Origin of the sequence: Pseudomonas sp. (assembly GCF_035497915.1) — a bacterium.
Taxonomy (GTDB): Bacteria; Pseudomonadota; Gammaproteobacteria; order Pseudomonadales; family Pseudomonadaceae; genus Serpens.
The window spans coordinates 115,610-132,217 of the sequence record NZ_DATJCS010000039.1 but is presented as its reverse complement, the minus strand read 5'-3'; the positions used below and the strand labels follow the sequence as shown (position 1 = coordinate 132,217).

The 16,608-nt window shown below is 66.1% G+C and carries 11 protein-coding genes; 6 read left to right on the top strand and 5 right to left on the bottom strand.

Annotation, left to right across the window (positions count from 1 at the left end; translation table 11 throughout):
• Window positions 1-88 precede the first annotated feature (88 nt).
• The 3 genes from VL129_RS12520 to ahpC all read right to left on the bottom strand — a co-directional run bounded on the left by VL129_RS12520 (window position 89) and on the right by ahpC (window position 2,975).
• Entirely contained in the window at window positions 89-589 is a 501-nt protein-coding gene (locus tag VL129_RS12520) for a c-type cytochrome (RefSeq protein WP_414705201.1), read from the bottom strand.
• Window positions 590-739: 150 nt separating this feature from the next.
• Window positions 740-2,293: an alkyl hydroperoxide reductase subunit F gene (ahpF, locus tag VL129_RS12515; RefSeq protein WP_325413166.1), complete on the bottom strand. Its 1,554-nt coding sequence runs from the start codon at window positions 2,291-2,293 to the stop codon at window positions 740-742.
• Window positions 2,294-2,411: 118 nt separating this feature from the next.
• Complete coding sequence (gene ahpC / locus VL129_RS12510; RefSeq protein WP_325413164.1) at window positions 2,412-2,975, bottom strand: alkyl hydroperoxide reductase subunit C; 564 nt, start codon at window positions 2,973-2,975, stop codon at window positions 2,412-2,414.
• Between the two features lie 230 nt (window positions 2,976-3,205).
• On the opposite strand from ahpC, the gene VL129_RS12505 reads away from it, so the two are divergent.
• The 6 genes from VL129_RS12505 to VL129_RS12480 all read left to right on the top strand — a co-directional run bounded on the left by VL129_RS12505 (window position 3,206) and on the right by VL129_RS12480 (window position 11,887).
• Window positions 3,206-5,020 carry a sensor histidine kinase gene (locus VL129_RS12505; RefSeq protein WP_325413162.1) on the top strand — a complete coding sequence of 605 codons (1,815 nt, stop codon included), beginning with the start codon at window positions 3,206-3,208 and terminating at the stop codon, window positions 5,018-5,020.
• Entirely contained in the window at window positions 5,017-6,408 is a 1,392-nt protein-coding gene (locus tag VL129_RS12500; protein ID WP_325413160.1) for a sigma-54-dependent transcriptional regulator, read from the top strand. The genes VL129_RS12505 and VL129_RS12500 overlap by 4 nt, the downstream gene beginning before the upstream one ends.
• Window positions 6,409-6,654: 246 nt before the next feature.
• A complete protein-coding gene (dctP, locus tag VL129_RS12495) occupies window positions 6,655-7,647 on the top strand; it encodes a C4-dicarboxylate TRAP substrate-binding protein DctP (RefSeq protein WP_325413158.1) in 993 nt (330 codons plus the stop codon).
• Window positions 7,648-7,796: 149 nt separating this feature from the next.
• The gene (locus VL129_RS12490) at window positions 7,797-8,435 is read left to right on the top strand and encodes a TRAP transporter small permease (protein ID WP_325413156.1); all 639 of its coding nucleotides are present in this window, start codon (window positions 7,797-7,799) and stop codon (window positions 8,433-8,435) included.
• Window positions 8,435-9,718: a C4-dicarboxylate TRAP transporter large permease protein DctM gene (gene dctM, locus VL129_RS12485; protein ID WP_325413154.1), complete on the top strand. Its 1,284-nt coding sequence runs from the start codon at window positions 8,435-8,437 to the stop codon at window positions 9,716-9,718. Before VL129_RS12490 ends, dctM begins: the two co-directional genes overlap by 1 nt.
• Window positions 9,719-9,979: 261 nt before the next feature.
• Complete coding sequence (locus VL129_RS12480) at window positions 9,980-11,887, top strand: beta-ketoacyl synthase (RefSeq protein ID WP_325413152.1); 1,908 nt, start codon at window positions 9,980-9,982, stop codon at window positions 11,885-11,887.
• Window positions 11,888-12,056: 169 nt separating this feature from the next.
• Here VL129_RS12480 and VL129_RS12475 read toward each other — a convergent pair whose 3' ends face one another.
• Together VL129_RS12475 and VL129_RS12470 are read right to left on the bottom strand one after the other, a co-directional pair.
• Window positions 12,057-13,469 (bottom strand): efflux transporter outer membrane subunit, encoded by a 1,413-nt coding sequence (locus VL129_RS12475; RefSeq protein ID WP_325413150.1) that lies wholly within the window; start codon window positions 13,467-13,469, stop codon window positions 12,057-12,059.
• Window positions 13,466-16,597 carry an efflux RND transporter permease subunit gene (locus VL129_RS12470; protein WP_325413148.1) on the bottom strand — a complete coding sequence of 1,044 codons (3,132 nt, stop codon included), beginning with the start codon at window positions 16,595-16,597 and terminating at the stop codon, window positions 13,466-13,468. Before VL129_RS12470 ends, VL129_RS12475 begins: the two co-directional genes overlap by 4 nt.
• Between the last annotated feature and the right edge of the window lie 11 nt (window positions 16,598-16,608).

Below are 16,608 nucleotides of genomic sequence, written 5' to 3'. Positions count from 1 at the left end.
GAGGGAAAGTGTCCGGGAGCATGGCCTCTGCGATCCCGCACAAAAAAGGCCGATCGAATGATCGGCCTTTTGCATGACGCTTCAGCGCTTACTTGGCGCGGAAGTCGTCATGGCAAGCCTTGCAGCCGGCGCCGACGTCACCGAAGGCCTTGCGGATGCGTGCCTGGTCGCCGCTGGCGGCTTCGCTGGCCAGGGTGTTGGCGGCCTGCACGAACTGGCCGCCGATCTGGCCGGCCTTTTCCAGGTTCTGGAAGAACTCGGGCTTCAGGCGGGTCTTCACCGGGGCCTTGCCCTGCACGCTGTCCGGGCTGTACAGCGCGCCCATGCCGGAATTGGCCAGCGCGGCGATGGCGTTGGCGGAAGCCTGCACCTGAGCGGCGTCGAACGGCACGCTGCCGTCGATGACCTGGGCCTTGATCTTGCCCATGTTCCAGGACATGAACTGGTAACCGGCCTTGCGGTACTGGATCTGGTCTTCAACGCTCAGCTGAGCATTGGCGGTCAGGCTGACGGCGGCGAGTACGGCACTCAGGCTGCCGATGACAAGAGCTTTCACGGTGTTCTCCTTTTGGTGACAGCACGACCCCATGGTCGAAGCGGCAATGGTGGCCTTCCGTCGGGCTGGAGACAACCTCGGCCTCCATACCCCCGGGCGTATAGAAACACCCTGCAATAAAAAACCCCGTGGCTTGCGCCACGGGGTTCGCCTGTTTGCACGCAGGCATTTTTTCTGTGTGGATCAGCCCTGACGGATCAGGTGATCGAAGGCGCTCAGCGACGCCTTGGCGCCTTCGCCGACCGCGATGACGATCTGCTTGTAGGGCACGGTGGTCACGTCGCCGGCGGCGAACACGCCGGGGATGTTGGTCTGGCCCTTGGCGTCGACCACGATCTCGCCGAAGCGGTTCAGCTCGACGGTGCCCTTCAGCCAGTCGCTGTTGGGCAGCAGGCCGATCTGCACGAAGATGCCTTCCAGCTCGACGGTGTGCAGCTGCTCGGTGGTGCGGTCCTTGTAGACCAGGCCGGTCACCTTCTGGCCATCGCCCAGCACCTCGGTGGTCTGCGCCAGGGTGTGGATGGTGACGTTCGGCAGGCTGCGCACCTTGGCCTGCAGGACGGCGTCGGCACGCATGCTTTCACCGAACTCCAGCAGGGTCACGTGGGAGACGATGCCGGCCAGGTCGATGGCCGCTTCCACGCCGGAGTTGCCGCCACCGATCACCGCCACGCGCTTGCCCTTGAACAGCGGGCCATCGCAGTGCGGGCAGAAGCACACGCCCTTGGCCTTGTATTCGGCTTCGCCCGGCACGTTCATTTCGCGCCAGCGGGCACCGGTGGAGAGGATCACGGTCTTGGCCTGCAGGCGGCCGCCGCTCTCGAATTCCACGGTGTGCAGGCCGCCTTCGCTTGCCGGAATCAGCTTGCTGGCGCGCTGCAGGTTCATGATGTCCACGTCGTACTGCTTGACGTGCTCTTCCAGGGCGCGGGCCAGCTTCGGACCTTCGGTCTCCTTCACGGAGATGAAGTTCTCGATGGACATGGTGTCCAGCACCTGACCGCCGAAGCGCTCGGCCGCCACGCCGGTGCGGATGCCCTTGCGGGCGGCGTAGACGGCGGCGGATGCGCCGGCCGGGCCGCCACCGACGACCAGCACGTCGAAGGCGTCCTTGGCATTCATCGCGTCGGCGGCGCGGGAGGCGGCGCCGGTGTCCAGCTTGGCGAGGATCTGCGCGACGTCCATGCGGCCCTGGCCGAACACTTCACCGTTCAGGTAGATGCTCGGTACGGACATCACCTGGCGGGCTTCGACTTCGTCCTGGAACAGCGCGCCGTCGATGGCGACGTGGCGGATGTTCGGGTTCAGCACGGCCATCAGGTTCAGCGCCTGCACGACGTCCGGGCAGTTCTGGCAGGACAGGGAGAAGTAGGTCTCGAAGTTGAATTCGCCTTGCAGACCCTGGATCTGTTCGATGACGTCCTGGCTTTCCTTGGACGGATGGCCGCCGACCTGCAGCAGGGCCAGAACCAGGGACGTGAATTCGTGGCCCATCGGCAGACCGGCGAAGGTCAGGCTGATGTTGCCGTTGATGCGGTTCAGGGAGAACGAAGGGCGGCGCGCATCGTTGCCATCGGTGCGCAGCGTGATCTTGTCACTCAGGCTGGCGATGTCCTGCAGCAGGCCCAGCATCTCCTGGGACTTCGCGCCATCATCGAGGGACGCGACGATCTCGAACGGCTGGGTGACCTTGTCGAGGTAGGCCTTCAACTGGGTTTTAAGATTGGCGTCCAACATGGTGTGCGATACCCCGTGTAGAAATTCCGGAAACAAAACGCCCGGACGGATCACGCCCGGGCGTCGGGCCAGAGGGAAGCCGGTTGGCTCCCGTAGCGGTACAACCGTTGCGGGTTGCTTAGATTTTGCCTACCAGGTCCAGCGACGGAGCCAGAGTGGCTTCGCCTTCCTTCCACTTGGCCGGGCAGACTTCGCCCGGGTGGGAAGCGACGTACTGGGCAGCCTTGACCTTGCGCAGCAGGTCGGAAGCGTCACGGCCGATGCCTTCGGCGGTGATTTCCACGGCCTGGATGATGCCGTCGGCGTCGACGATGAAGGTGCCGCGGTTGGCCAGGCCCTGGTCTTCACGCAGGACTTCGAAGTTGCGGCTGATCTGCATGGTCGGGTCGCCGATCATGGTGTACTGGATCTTGCCGATGGTTTCGGAGCTGTCGTGCCAGGCCTTGTGGGTGAAGTGGGTGTCGGTGGAGACGGAGTAGATTTCCACGCCCAGCTTCTGGAACTCGGCGTAGTGGTCAGCCACGTCGCCCAGTTCGGTCGGGCAGACGAAGGTGAAGTCGGCCGGGTAGAAGAAGAATACGGACCACTTGCCCTTCAGGTCGGCTTCGGTGACTTCGACGAACTTGCCCTGCTTGAAGGCCTGGGCTTTGAACGGCTTGATCTGAGTGTTGATAACGGACATTCACTGACTCCTTGGAGGGTGGGTTGCAACGTTTTGATGGGGGCCATCTTAGCCGATTGACCCGCAAGCACTAATTTATTAACTAAATCCCGCTAATAGAACTAGCCTATAACGACGGTCTCATAAAGGATGGGGATGGTTGTCCGACCCTTCAAGCGCTCCGTCCGTCGCACTTGAACCGCGCCGGCGTTCCGGCGACCCTATGGCCTTGCCGAATCACACCAAGCCGCATGACCCAACCTTCCGTTTCCTCGAACAGGCCGCGCTGGCGCAACCTGGGCATTCTCGCCCTGCTGCTGGCCCTGCTGCTATGGCCGCTGCATGAGCTTGCCGAACGCTATTACAGCGCGCGCCTGGCCGAGCAGAACCGCCAGACGCTGGACCTGTACGTCGCCAATCTGCTGGGTACGCTGCGCAGCTACGAAACCCTGCCGGGCATCCTCGGCAACCTGCCGGTGCTGCGCAACGCCCTGCTCAGCCCGGACAACAGCGCCTCGCTGGAGCTGGCCAACCACCAGTTGACGCGCCTCAAGCAGCAGACCGGCGCGGATGTGATTTACCTGATGCGTGCCGACGGATTGACCATCGCCTCTTCCAACTGGGACCAGCCGGACGCGTTCGTCGGCCGCAACTTCGCCTTCCGGCCCTATTTCCTGGAAGCCATGGACGGCCACCTGGGGCGCTTCTTCGGCCTGGGCAACACCTCCGGCAAACGCGGCTACTACTTCGGCCAGGCCATCGAGTATGGCCGCGAGCGGCTCGGTGTGCTGGTGGTCAAGGTGGACCTGGACCAGACCGAAACCCTGTGGGGCAACGCGCCGGAACGCCTGCTGGTCACCGACAGCCAGGGCGTGGCGATCCTGACCTCCTTCCCGAACTGGCGCTTTCGCACCACCCGCCCGCTGAGCGTCGAGGAACAGGACGCCATTGCCCTGCACCGCCCCTACCCGACCCTCGACCTGCCGGTGCTGCAGCTCGACCCCAGCCTGTGGCTGCAGCAGAGTCGCCACCTCAACGAGATCGGCTGGACAGTGAGCATCCTGACGCCGACCAGCCAGCTGGAACGGCCGGTGCAGAGCATCCTGGCCGGCGGCGCCATTGCCCTGCTGGCGATCCTGGCGCTGTATGGGCTGTGGTTGCAGCGCCAGCGCCACTACCTGGATCGCATCGCGCTGAGCACCCGCGCCCAGCGGGAACTGGAAGCCCGGGTGCTGGAGCGCACCCGCGACCTGGAAAGCCTCAACAGCCGCCTCAAGCAGGAGGTGCTGGAGCGTGAGCAGGCCCAGCAGGAGCTGGTGCGCGCCCAGGACGAACTGGTGCAGGCCGGCAAGCTGTCGGCGCTGGGCACCATGAGCGCCAGCATCAGCCACGAACTGAACCAGCCGCTGGCGGCGATGCGCAGCTACGCCGACAACGCGCGCATCCTGCTGGAACACCAGCGCCACGACGAGGTGAACGCCAACCTTCAGCAGATCAGCGCGCTGACCGCCCGCGCCGCGTCGATCATCGCCCACCTGCGCGCCTTCGCGCGCCGCGACCGCCACGCGCCGGAAAGCATGGCGCTGCAGCCGGCGCTGGACGACGCCCTGGCCCTGCACGCGCAGCGCCGCCGCACCCTGGACGTGGAGCTGATCCGCGACCTGCCGGACGCGCCGCTGTGGGTGCAGGCCGGCGAGACCCGTCTGCGCCAGGTACTCAGCAACCTGATCGCCAACGCCCTGGACGCGCTGAGCGAGCGGCCGCAACCGCGCAAGCTGTGGATCGCCGCCCACCAGGACGAGCAGGCTGTGTCGCTGAGCATCCGCGACAACGGGCGTGGCTTCGGCGACGAAGCGCTGGCCCGCGCCCTGGAACCCTTCTTCACCACCAAGACCAGCACCCAGGGCCTGGGCCTGGGTCTGGCGATCTGCGACAGTCTGATGCGCGCCCTGGGCGGCGAGCTGCTGATCGGCAACCATCCCGAAGGTGGTGCGCAGCTGACCCTGCGCCTGCGCCTGGCCGAGCCCGGAACCAACCCCTACCCGCCGGAGGATCTGTCCGCATGAGTCCGGATGCTGCCATCGACAACGCGATCCAGGTACTGCTGATCGACGACGACCCGCACCTGCGTCTGGCCCTCAGCCAGACCCTGGACCTGGCCGGCCTCAGGGTGCTGGCCCTGGACAGCGCGCAGGGTGTCGCCGCGCGCCTGGATCGCGACTGGCCCGGGGTGGTGGTCAGCGACATCCGCATGCCCGGCCTGGATGGCCTGCAGCTGCTGGCGCAGATCCAGGAGCGCGACCCGCAGTTGCCGGTGCTGCTGATCACCGGCCACGGCGATGTGCCGCTGGCCGTGCAGGCCATGCGTGCCGGCGCCTACGACTTCCTGGAAAAACCCTTTGCCAGCGAGCATCTGCTCGACAGCGTGCGCCGCGCCCTGGACCTGCGCCGCCTGGTGCTGGACAACCGCAGCCTGCGCCTGGCGCTGGCCGACCGCCAGCAGCTGGAGGTGCGGCTGCTCGGTCGCTCGCCGGTCATGCAGCGCCTGCGCGAGCAGATCGCCGCCCTGGCGGCCACCTCCGCCGACGTGCTGATCCTCGGCGAAACCGGCGCCGGCAAGGAGGTGGTGGCGCGCGCGCTGCACGACCTTTCCGCGCGCCGCGACGGCCCGTTCGTGGCCATCAACGCCGGCGCGCTGGCCGAGTCGGTGGTGGAAAGCGAGCTGTTCGGCCACGAGGCCGGCGCCTTCACCGGCGCCGCCAAGCGCCGCATCGGCAAGTTCGAGCACGCCAGCGGCGGCACCCTGTTCCTCGACGAGATCGAGAGCATGAGCCTGGACGTGCAGGTCAAACTGCTGCGCCTGCTGCAGGAGCGCGTCGTGGAGCGCATGGGTTCCAACCAGCTGATTCCGCTGGATATCCGGGTGATCGCCGCGACCAAGGAGGATTTGCGCCAGGCCGCCGACCAGGGGCGCTTCCGCGCCGACCTCTACTACCGGCTGAACGTCGCGCCGCTGAAGATCGCCCCGCTGCGCGAGCGCGGCGAGGATGCGCTGATGCTGTTCGAGCATTACGCAACTGCCGCCAGCCAACGCCATGGCCTGCCGGTGGTGCCGCTCGACGCCGGCCAGCGCGCCCTGCTGCTGCGCCACAGCTGGCCGGGCAACGTGCGCGAGCTGCAGAACACCGCCGAGCGCTTCGCCCTCGGCCTCGGCTTGGGACTCGAAGCCGAGTCGCCCGGGACGCCCGCCGCAGCCACCCAAGGCGGGCTGAGCGAGCAAGTGGAAGCCTTCGAACGCGCCTTGATCGCCGCCGAACTGGCGCGCCCGCACAATTCTTTACGCAGCCTCGCCGAGGCGCTGGGCATTCCGCGCAAGACCCTGCACGATAAGCTGCGCAAGCATGGACTGACGGTGCACGACGCTGGCGGGAATCCGCCAGAGTCATTCGACTGACCGGCGGGATCCCGCCAAAAGGCACCTGCCATGCGACCTGCACCGCTTCCACTGTAGTCTGCCGGCATGGACGCTACAGGGTTGCGGCAAATTGGCATATCAATTGCTAGTCGCCTTGTCGCCGGTTTCGGTCCAAGCTTTGCCCATGTTCGCGTCGAGAAGTTCCAACAACCAGAAGCGGACATGGCTGACCGAGCACGGCTTCATCGCCTAGCGATACACACAACAAAGAGGATGTACCCAACCATGTTCAAGCTAACTGCCAAGGCTGTCGCCTGCGCACTGTCCCTGAGCGTCGCGGGACTGGTCCATGCGGCCGATCCGATCACCATCAAGTTCTCCCACGTCGTCGCGGAAAATACCCCGAAGGGTCAGGGCGCGCTGATGTTCAAGCGTCTTGCCGAAGAGCGCCTGCCGGGCAAGGTGAAGGTCGAGGTCTATCCGAACTCCTCGCTGTACGGCGATGGCAAGGAAATGGAAGCGCTGCTGCTGGGTGACGTGCACATCATCGCCCCGTCGCTGGCGAAGTTCGAACACTACTCCAAGGCCATCCAGATCTTCGACCTGCCGTTCCTGTTCGACGACATCGAAGCCGTTGACCGCTTCCAGAAGAGCGAAGGCGGCCAGAAGCTGCTGGCTTCCATGCAGGACAAGGGCATCACCGGCCTGGGCTACTGGCACAACGGCCTGAAGCAGCTGTCCGCCAACAAGAAGCTGGTCGAACCGAAGGACGCCCGCGGCCTGAAGTTCCGCGTACAGGCTTCCGCCGTGCTGGACGAGCAGTTCAAGGCACTCAAGGCCAACCCGCGCAAGATGAGCTTCGCCGAGGTCTACCAGGGCCTGCAGACCGGCGTGGTGAACGGTGCCGAGAACCCCTACTCGAACATCTACTCGCAGAAGATGCACGAAGTGCAGAAGTACATCACCGAGTCCAACCACGGTCTGCTGGACTACATGGTGATCACCAACACCAAGTTCTGGGAAGGTCTGCCCAACGACGTGCGCGGCGAACTGCGCAAGGTCATGGACGAGGTGAGCGTCGAGGTCAACCGTCTGGCCTACGAGCTGAACGAAGGCGACAAGCAGCGCATCCTGGCTGCCGGCACCACCGAAATCATCACCCTGACTCCCGAGCAGCGTGCCAAGTGGCGTGAAGCCATGCAGCCGGTGTGGAAGAAGTTCGAAGGCGAAATCGGCGCCGACCTGATCAAGGCCGCCCAGGCCGCCAACCAGAAGTAATTCCTTCTGGCCTTACGGCCTTACGGGCACGCTTCGGCGTGCCCGTTTCAATGCCGCGGGACCTGCGGTAACAACAAGACACAAAACTGCCAGGTACGGCTTCTGGTCGCTCTCGCGACGTTCGTCCAACCCACCGGGAGATGTCATCCATGAACGCCCTGCGGCGCATCTGGGATCACTTCGAGGAGATGTTCATCGCATTTCTCCTCGGCGCCATGACACTGGTTACCTTCGTGTATGTCGCGCTCAACAACCTTTACTCGATGTTCTACTGGTTCGCGGAAAAGATGCCGAGCCTGGAGGACTTCTGGTTCACCATCGGCGACGCCATCCTGTCCGTAGCCCAGGCCATGACCTGGAGCAACGCGCTGACCAAGGCGCTGTTCGCCTGGCTGATCTTCTTCGGCATCGCCTACGGCGTGCGCACCGCCGGCCACATCGGCGTCGATGCCATCGTCAAGCTGTTCAACCACAAGACCCAGCGCGCCATCGGCATTCTTGCCTGCCTGATCTGCCTGGGTTACGCCGGCCTGCTGGCCGAGTCCAGCCTGGAATGGGTGGCCACCCTCATGCGCGCACAGATCGGCGCCGAGGACCTGGGCCATTACGGCGTCATGCAATGGCACATCGCACTGATCGTGCCGCTGGGCTTCACCCTGTGCTTCATCCGCTTCTTTGAAATCTTCGTGCGCATCCTGCGCGGCCAGCAGACCGGCCTGGGCCTGGCTGACGAGGCCGCTGAAGCGGCACACCTGGCACAGCACGACGACACCGAGGAGCGCAAGTAATGTCCATTCTGTTCCTGTTCGCCGTGCTGTTCGCGCTGATGTTCATCGGCGTGCCGATTGCCGTTTCCCTCGGCCTGGCCGGTTCGCTGACCATCATGATCTTCAGCGAGGACTCGGTCCGTTCGCTGGCCATCAAGCTGTTCGAGACCTCCGAGCACTACACTCTGCTGGCCATTCCGTTCTTCCTGCTGGCCGGCGCCTTCATGACCACCGGCGGCGTGGCGCGCCGTCTGATCGACTTCGCCAACGCCTGCGTCGGCCACATCCGTGGCGGCCTGGCCATCGGCGCGGTGCTGGCGTGCATGCTGTTCGCCGCGCTGTCCGGCTCCTCGCCGGCCACCGTGGCGGCGGTGGGCTCCATCGCCATCGCCGGCATGGTGCGCTCCGGCTACCCGCAGGCGTTCGGCGCCGGCATCGTCACCAACGCCGGTACCCTGGGCATCCTGATTCCGCCGTCGGTGGTGATGGTGGTGTACGCCGCCGCCACCGAACAGTCGGTGGGCAAGCTGTTCGTCGCCGGGGTGATTCCGGGCGCTCTGCTCGGCCTGGCGCTGATGCTGGCCATCTACATCGTCGCGGTGAAGAAGAACCTGCCGGCCATGCCGCGCGCCTCGCTGCGCCAGTGGCTGAGCACCGGCCGCAAGGCGCTGTGGGGCCTGCTGCTGATGGTGATCATCCTCGGCGGCATCTACTCCGGCATGTTCACCCCCACTGAAGCCGCCGCCGTGGCCGCCGTCTACTCGGCGTTCATCGCGATCTTCGTCTACAAGGACCTGACCATCAAACAGGTCCCGCAGGTGATCCTGGAGTCCGGCAAGCTGAGCATCATGCTGATGTTCATCATCGCCAACGCCATGCTGTTCGCCCACGTGCTGACCACCGAGCAGATTCCGCAGCAGATCACCGCCTGGGTGGTCGAGCTGGGCCTGCAGCCCTGGCAGTTCCTGCTGGTGGTTAACATCGTGCTGCTGATCGCCGGCGCCTTCATGGAGCCGTCCGCGGTGATCCTGATCCTGGCGCCCATCCTGTTCCCCATCGCCGTGGAGCTGGGTATCGACCCGATCCACCTGGGCATCATCATGGTGGTGAACATGGAGATCGGCCTGATCACGCCACCGGTGGGCCTCAACCTGTTCGTCACCTCGGCGGTGACCGGCATGACCGTACCGCAGGTGATCCGCGCCGCCATGCCCTGGCTGTGCCTGCTGCTGGTCTTCCTGGTGATCATCACCTACGTGCCGGCCGTCTCCCTGGCGCTGCCGAACTGGCTGGGCATGCCGTAAGGCGGCTCACCCTCTCCCCAGCCCCTCTCCCATCAGGGGAGAGGGGAAACCCAACCGAAAGCCCGGCCCCGCGCCGGGCTTTCGCGTTTCTGCCGCCCGGCGGGGAACTCCGACCAATGGGTGACATCCGTGACTTCATGGTCAGACACTGCGTCAAGCAAGGCAGTCCACAAGAACGTGCCTCGTCGTCTGCAGGCGCGACAAATTCCCGGTCAGCGCGTCCCACCGCGCCGACCCTTTGCGTGAGGAGTATCCCGGGTCATGTCTCGCTTACCTGTCATAGTCGGTTTCGGTGGTTACAACTCGGCCGGACGCAGCTCGTTCCATCACGGCTTCCGGCGCATGGTCATCGAATCCCTGGACAGCGAAACCCGCCAGCAGACCCTGGCCGGCCTGGCGGTGATGATGAGGCAGGTGAGCTACAGCGAAGGCGCCTACCGTGACGCCGACGGACTGATCATCACCCCGGCCGAAATCGAACAGCGCTTCGGCGCATACATCCTCGAGCACACCCTGATCCGCCGCATCGAGAAGCAGCACCTGGATGTCGACGCCGCACACTGGCAGAAGAGCCTGGTGCTGGACAGCGTCGAGGGCCAGCCGCTGAGCTTCGTCACCAGCCGCAAGCAGCTGCCCGAGCCGCTGCCGGCCAACTGGACGGTGGAACCGCTGTCCGGCAGCCAGGTGCGGGTTTTCCTGCAGGGCAGCTGCGAGGTCAAGGTGGACAGCTACCGGCCGCTGCCGGTGAAATCCGCCGGCCAGCTGCCGACCGGCTTCGAGCCGGGTGAGCTGTACAACTCCCGCTTCCACCCGCGCGGCCTGCAGATGACCATCGTTGGCATGACCGACGCATTGCGCTCGATCGGCATCGACTGGGAACGCATCACCGCCAGCGTGGCTCCGGACGAGATCGCCGTGTACGCCGGCAGCATCATGAGCCAGCTGGACGAGAACGGTTATGGCGGCCTGATGCAGGCGCGCCTGAAGGGCGGCCGGGTCACCTCCAAGCAGCTGCCGCTGGGCCTGAACACCATGCCGGCGGACTTCATCAACGCCTACGTGCTGGGCAGTGTCGGCAGCACCGGCGCCATGTCCGGCGCGTGTGCGACCTTCCTGTACAACCTGCAGAAGGGCATCGATGCCATCCAGAGCGGCCGCGCCCGCGTGGCGGTGGTCGGCAACAGCGAGGCGCCGATCACCGTCGAGTGCATCGACGGCTACGGCGCGATGAGCGCCCTGGCCACCGAGGAAGGCCTGCGCCACATCGAAGGCAGGGACGAGGTGGACTTCCGCCGCGCCAGTCGCCCGTTCGGCGAGAACTGCGGCTTCACCCTGGCCGAGTCCTGCCAGTTCGTGGTGCTGATGGACGACGCGCTGGCCCTGGAGCTGGGCGCCGACATCCACGGCGCCACGCCGGAAGTGTTCGTCAACGCCGACGGCTTCAAGCGCTCGATTTCCGCGCCCGGCCCGGGCAACTACCTGACCCTGGCCAAGGCGGTGGCCAGCGCCATGCAGCTGGTCGGCGAGGACGGCGTGCGCCAGCGCAGCTTCGTGCATGCGCACGGCTCCAGCACCCCGGCCAACCGCGTCACCGAGTCGGAGCTGATCGACCGCATCGCCGCGGCCTTCGGCATCCAGGACTGGCCGGTGGCGGCAGTGAAGGCCTATGTCGGCCACTCCCTGGCCCCGGCCAGCGCCGACCAGTTGGTGGCCGCGCTGGGTACCTTCAAGTACGGCATCATCCCCGGCATCAAGACCATCGATCGCGTGGCCGACGACGTGCATCAGCAGCGCCTGCGCATCGCCACCCGCGACCTGCAGCTGGGCGAGCAGGCGATGGACGTGTGCTTCCTCAACTCCAAGGGCTTCGGCGGCAACAACGCCAGCGCCTACGTGCTGGCCCCGCATGTGGTCGAACGCATGCTGCGCAAGCGCCATGGCGAAGCCATCTTCAACGACTACCTGGCCCGCCGCGAGGCCACCCGCGCCGCCGCCAGCGCCTACGACCAGCAGGCCCTGCGTGGCCAGCTCGATGTCCTCTACCGCTTCGGCGAGGAAATGATCGACGAGCACGCCCTGCAGATCGATGACCAGCGCGTGCAGATCCCCGGCTTCGCCCAGCCGGTGCGCTACCCGACCGAGAACCCCTACCGGGACATGGTGGAGTAAAAGCTCGCGGACAAGTCCGCTCCCACGGAACGCTCCAGCCTTCCCGTGGGAGCGAATTCATTCGCGAGCTTCTGGCTGCGGCCCGCAACTCCGACCCGCCACCGAAACAGACCTTACGCAAACAGAAACGCCGCCCCGAGGGGCGGCGTTTTGGTTTATGCCAAAGCGATCAGCTCTGCGGCTCGTCGGCCAGCCAGCCGCCGCCGAGGGCCTTGTACAGGTCCACTTCGCTGATCAACTGCGCCAGGCGGTCGCCGACCAGTCCCTGACGCGCCGCGAACAGCTGTCGCTGGGCGACCAGCAGGTTGAGGTAGCTGTCCACACCGCCACGGTAGCGACGCTCGGCCAGTTGGTAGTACTCCTCGCTGGCAGCCAGCAGGTTGCGCTGCGCCTGGACCTGGTCGCTGTAGGTGGCCCGTGCCGCCAGTCCGTCGGCCACTTCGCGGAAGCCCGTCTGGATAGCCTTCTCGTACTGCGCCACCTGGATGTTCTTCGCCACCTCGGCGTAGTCGCGGTTGGCGCGCAGGCGGCCGGCGTTGAAGATCGGCACGCTGATGCTCGGCGTGAAGCTCCAGTAGTCGGCGTCGGAGCCGAACAGGTCGGACAGTTCGCCGCTGGCGAAGCCGGCGGCGCCGGTCAGGCCGATGCGCGGGAAGAATGCCGCGCGCGCCGCGCCGATATTGGCGTTGGCGGCGCGCAGCTGGTGCTCGGCCTGCAGGATGTCCGGACGGTTGCGCAGCAGGTCGGACGGCAGGCCGGCCGGCACCTCGGCCAGCAGGTCGGCGTCCAGGCCGGTCGGCTCCAGCAGTTCCGCCGGGACCGGGCCGCCAAGCAGTTGCGTCAGTGCGTTGCGGCCCTGGGCGACCAGCCGGGTGTACGTCGCCAGTGCACCCCGGGTGCTTTCCACGGCGGTCCTGGCCTGGCTCAGATCCAGCGCCGAGGCGACGCCCACGTCGTAGCTGCGCTGGGTCAGCGTCAGGCTTTCCTCGTAGGTCTTCAGCGTGTCGCTGGCCACCTGCAGCAGGGCCTGGTCGGCCTGCAGCGCCAGCCAGGCATTGGCCACCGCCGCCACCAGACTGACCTTGGCGCTGCGCTGCGCGGCTTCGCTGGCGAAGTACTGTTCCAGCGCCTGGTCACGCAGGCTGCGCACCCGGCCGAACAGGTCCAGCTCCCAGGACAGCCCCAGGGTGGCGCTGTACTGGGTGTTGGTGCCGGCCAGCGGGTTCACCGCCGCCGGGGTGTGCGTGCGGCTCATGGCGGCATCGGCGCTTACGCTCGGCAACAGGTCGGCGCGCTGCACGCGGTACTGGGCGCGGAACGCTTCCACGTTGAGGGTGGCGACGCGCAGGTCGCGGTTGTTCTCCAGGGCGATGCCGATCAGCTGCTGCAGACGAGCATCGCGGAAGAAGCCCTGCCAGCCCAGCTCGGCGGCCGGCACGCTGGCCACCTGGCCGGCGTCGGCCTGCAGCGCGGCCGGGGTCCAGCGCTCCGGCAGTCCCGATTCGGGACGCTGGTAGTCGGGGGCCAGCGAGCAGCCGGTCAGCGCCACGGCCAGGGCCAGAGTCAATGCGGACTTGTTCATTGTGCCTCTCCGTTGCGCTCAGTCTTGCGCGGGGTCTTGAACAGCGCGGTCACCATGACGAAGAACAGCGGCACCCAGAAGATCACCAGCACGGTGGCGGTGAACATGCCGCCAACCACGCCGGTGCCGATGGAGTGCGCACTGCCGGAGCCGGCGCCGGTGGCCAGGGCCAGCGGCACCACGCCCATGGTGAAGGCCAGCGAGGTCATGACGATCGGACGCAGACGCATGCGGCAGGCTTCCACCGCGGCGTCGACCAGACCCATTCCCTGGTCGTAGAGATCCTTGGCGAACTCGACGATCAGGATGGCGTTCTTGGCGGTCAGGCCGATGGTGGTCAGCAGGCCCACCTTGAAGAACACGTCACTGGTCAGGCCACGGCCCAGGGTGAACATCACGGCACCCAGCAGGCCCAGCGGAACCACCAGCATCACCGCGAACGGGATCGACCAGCTTTCGTACAGGGCGGCCAGGGCGAGGAACACCACCAGCAGCGCCAGACCGAGCAGGATCGGCAGCTGGCTGCCGGACATGCGCTCTTCGAACGACAGGCCGGTCCAGCTGATGCCGACGCCGTTGGGCAGCTTGGCGGCGATTTCCTCGATGGCGGCCATGGCGTCACCGGTGCTGTAGCCCGGCGCGGCGGCGCCCTGGATCTGGATGGACTCCACCCCGTTGTAGCGCGACAGCTTGGGCGGGCCGTAGGTCCAGGTGCCGGTGGCGAAGGCGCTGAACGGCACCATCTCGCCCCTGTTGTTGCGGATGTACCACTTGTCCAGGTCTTCCGGGTTCATGCGCGAGTGCGCCTCGGCCTGCATGAACACCTTCTTCACCCGACCGCGGTCGATGAAGTCGTTCACATAGGCCGAACCCCAGGCGATGGACAGGGTGTTGTTGATGTCATTCATCGACAGGCCCAGCACCTGCGCCTTCTCGTCGTCGATGAGGATCTGGTACTGCGGCTCGTCGTTCAGGCCGTTGGGACGCACGCCGACCAGGGCCGGGTGCTGGGCGGCCATGCCGAGCAGCTGGTTGCGGGCGTCCATCAGCGCGTCGTGGCCGACACCGCCCATGTCCTGCAGGTAGACGTCGAAGCCCGAGGCGTTGCCCAGCTCGATCACCGACGGCGGCACGATGGCGAAGGCCATGGCGTCGCGGTACTGGAAGAAGCGCATCTGCGCGCGCTGCTGCAGGGCGAACACCGCGTCCTTGGCGTCCGGACGCTGCGCCCAGTCCTTCAGGCCGACGAACATCAGCGCGGCGTTCTGGCCGCGACCGGCGAAGCTGAAGCCCTGCACGCTCATCACGCTCTTCACCGCGTCACCTTCCTCGGTGAGCAGGTAGTCGCGCAACTGATCGACCACCTTCTCGGTGCGCTCGTAGGACGAGCCCACCGGGGTGAGGATCTGCACGAACATCACGCCCTGGTCTTCCGGCGGCAGGAAGGCGGCCGGCACGCGCAGGAACAGCACCACCACGGCGGCCACGATGCCCACCCAGACCAGGCCGAAGGTCAGCGGACGCTTGAGGAAGCCTTTCACGCCGCGCTCGTAGCGGTGCACGCCGTTTTCGAATTTGCGGTTGAACCAGCCGAAGAAGCCGCGCTTGGCCTCGTGATGGCCCTTGGGGATGGGCTTGAGCAGCGTGGCGCACAGCGCCGGGGTGAAGATCAGCGCCACCAGCACCGACAGGGCCATGGCCGAGGCGATGGTGACGGCGAACTGGCGGTAGATCACACCCACCGAGCCGGCCATGAAGGCCATCGGCAGGAATACGGCGGACAGCACGATGCCGATGCCCACCAGCGCGCCCTGGATCTGACCCATGGACTTGCGCGCCGCCTCGCGCGGCGGCAGGCCTTCCTCGGCCATCACCCGCTCGACGTTTTCCACCACGACGATGGCGTCGTCCACCAGCAGGCCGATGGCCAGCACCATGGCGAACATGGTCAACGTGTTCACGCTGTAGCCGAACATGAAGAGCACGCCGAAGGTGCCCAGGATCACCACCGGCACCGCCAGGGTCGGGATCAGCGTGGCGCGGAAGTTCTGCAGGAACAGGTACATGACCAGGAACACCAGCACGATGGCCTCGAACAGGGTCATCACCACGCTGGAGATGGACGCCGAGATCACCGGGGTGGTGTCGAACGGATAGACCACTTCCATGCCTTCGGGCAGGAACGGCTCCAGACGACCGATGGTCGCGCGCACCGCTTCGGCGGTAGCCAGGGCGTTGGCGCCGGTGGCCAGGGTCACGGCGATACCGGTGGCCGGCATGCCGTTGTACTTGGCGCCGATGTTGGAACGCATGGCGCCCATTTCGACGCGCGCCACGTCTCCCAGGCGCACCTGCGAACCGTCGGTGTTCACCTTGAGCAGGATGTTGCGGAACTGCTCGGGGGTTTCCAGACGGGTCTTGCCGGTGATGGTCGCGGTCAGCTGCTGACCGGGCAGCGCCGGCAGGCCGCCGAGCTGGCCGGTGGACACCTGCACGTTCTGCGCCTTGATGGCGGCGCTGACGTCCATGGGGGTCAGCGCGAAGCTCACCAGCTTGGCCGGGTCGAGCCAGATGCGCATCGAGTAGGAGGAACCGAACACGGTGAAGTCACCCACGCCCGGGGTCCGCGACAGCGGGTCCTGGATGTTGGAGATCACGTAGTCGGAGAGGTCGATGTTGCTGTAGCGCCCGTCGGTGGACACCAGCGCCACCACCATCAGGAAGCCGCCGGCTGCCTTGGTGACACGGATACCCTGCTGCTGCACTTCCATCGGCAGCAGCGGGGTGGCCAGCTGCAGCTTGTTCTGCACCTGCACCTGGGCGATGTTCGGGTCGGTGCCCTGCTCGAAGGTGATCTTGATCGAGCCGGTACCGTCGTTGTTGGCTTCGGCGGACATGTAGCGCATGCCGTCCAGGCCGCTCATCTGCTGCTCGATGACCTGGATGACGGTGTCCTGCACGGTCTGCGCCGAGGCGCCCGGGTAGGTCAGGCTGATGTTGACTGCCGGCGCGGCGATGCTCGGGTACTGGCTGACCGGCAGCTGCAGCAGGCCCAGACCGCCAGCGAGCATAATCACCAGGGCGATCACCCAGGCGAAGATCGGGCGATCGATGAAGAAATTAGGCATGACGACTTCCC

Coding starts and splice junctions, on each gene's coding strand:
- dctP (WP_325413158.1), top strand. CDS start 6,655: ATGTTCAAGCTAACTGCCAAGGCTGTCGCCTGCGCACTGTCCCTGAGC.
- ahpF (WP_325413166.1), bottom strand. CDS start 2,293: ATGTTGGACGCCAATCTTAAAACCCAGTTGAAGGCCTACCTCGACAAG.
- VL129_RS12470 (WP_325413148.1), bottom strand. CDS start 16,597: ATGCCTAATTTCTTCATCGATCGCCCGATCTTCGCCTGGGTGATCGCC.
- ahpC (WP_325413164.1), bottom strand. CDS start 2,975: ATGTCCGTTATCAACACTCAGATCAAGCCGTTCAAAGCCCAGGCCTTC.
- VL129_RS12480 (WP_325413152.1), top strand. CDS start 9,980: ATGTCTCGCTTACCTGTCATAGTCGGTTTCGGTGGTTACAACTCGGCC.
- VL129_RS12475 (WP_325413150.1), bottom strand. CDS start 13,469: ATGAACAAGTCCGCATTGACTCTGGCCCTGGCCGTGGCGCTGACCGGC.
- VL129_RS12500 (WP_325413160.1), top strand. CDS start 5,017: ATGAGTCCGGATGCTGCCATCGACAACGCGATCCAGGTACTGCTGATC.
- VL129_RS12490 (WP_325413156.1), top strand. CDS start 7,797: ATGAACGCCCTGCGGCGCATCTGGGATCACTTCGAGGAGATGTTCATC.
- VL129_RS12505 (WP_325413162.1), top strand. CDS start 3,206: ATGACCCAACCTTCCGTTTCCTCGAACAGGCCGCGCTGGCGCAACCTG.
- dctM (WP_325413154.1), top strand. CDS start 8,435: ATGTCCATTCTGTTCCTGTTCGCCGTGCTGTTCGCGCTGATGTTCATC.
- VL129_RS12520 (WP_414705201.1), bottom strand. CDS start 589: ATGGGGTCGTGCTGTCACCAAAAGGAGAACACCGTGAAAGCTCTTGTC.